The organism is Candidatus Phytoplasma phoenicium, assembly GCF_001189415.1.
Classification (GTDB): domain Bacteria; phylum Bacillota_I; class Bacilli_A; order Acholeplasmatales; family Acholeplasmataceae; genus Phytoplasma; species Phytoplasma phoenicium.
This window is the reverse complement of record NZ_JPSQ01000051.1, coordinates 1-1,161: the sequence shown is the minus strand read 5'-3', so window position 1 is coordinate 1,161 and position 1,161 is coordinate 1. Positions and strand designations below refer to the sequence as shown.

At 23.0% G+C, this 1,161-nt stretch carries 2 protein-coding genes; both read right to left on the bottom strand.

All coding sequences use genetic code 11. From position 1 onward, the window contains the following. Positions 1–438 (bottom strand): dCTP deaminase/dUTPase family protein (locus AlmWB_RS01255; RefSeq protein ID WP_050337301.1); only part of this gene is annotated, 438 nt, incomplete at its 3' end. Next, the coding region (locus AlmWB_RS01250; protein ID WP_050337300.1) for a tyrosine-type recombinase/integrase at positions 431–1,161 on the bottom strand (731 nt) is incomplete at its 5' end. The genes AlmWB_RS01250 and AlmWB_RS01255, both read right to left, overlap by 8 nt.

Here is a 1,161-nt window from a genome sequence, read left to right as displayed (position 1 = left end):
GCTTTTACGTGTATAATTATTCAGCACATAATCATCATTAGTAATATAATAATTTTGTAAAATCCCTTGTGCAATTCTTTCATATTTCTCTACTAACACTTCTTGTTGTGAAAAATTATATAAAGGGATTAAAATATGCCCTTCATTATGAGGATTATTATAATAATCACTATCAATAACACCCACATGATTAGCTAACATCAATTTCTTTTTTAAAGATAAAGAAGAACGAGCATAAATAAACAAAATTTTATTAGAAGAAAAACAAGCTTTAATACCTGTAGGTATCAAAATTATTTGTTGTGGTTCTATTTTAGTAGTTTGTGCTACTTCAAAATCATAACCTGCACTAAATAAAGTTTTTCTTCGAGGTAAATTAATATTTTGATTTTGATAACTTGTTACAATTTTAAAAACAAACTGTTTATCCTTATTCATCATTAGTTTCTCCTGTTGATATTTTTTTTATAGTTTTTTTATAATTATTACGAGGATGATGGGCTAAAAATTGATTTTTTAAAAAAATATTAGATACATAAGTATAAATTTGAGTGGTTTTTAAATTTTTATGTCCTAATAATTCCTGAACTACCCTTAAATCTGCTCCTTTGTTTAATAAAATAGTAGCAAAAGCATGACGAATCATATGAGGAGAAATTTTCATTTTTTTTTTAATTTGAACACATAATTGGTTCAAAATAAATCTAATCCCTTTAGTGGTTAAAGGTGTTTGTTTATAATTTAAAAATAAATAATCATTGCTATTAGTTAAAGAAGATGAATTAGTAACACGTCGAATATTATAAATATAATGTTTTAACATTTTTAACAAACTCAAATGTAAAGGCAAATATCTATTTTTTTTACCTTTACCAGAAATTAAAATTTGAGCGTTAGAAAAATAAATATCTTTTATTTTCACATTAACTAATTCGCCAACACGTAATCCACAACTATATAACAAATCTAATATTAAATAATTACGATAACTTAACGGATCAGAAATATCAATAACTTGAAATAATAATTGTATGTTTTGTTCCGAAATAGTTTGTGGTAACTTTTTTGGTACTTTTTTTAATTTAATTAATTTAAAAATATTATGCTTAAAAAAATGTCTTTCAATTAAAAAATTATAAAAAGTTCGTAAAGATGAAACTT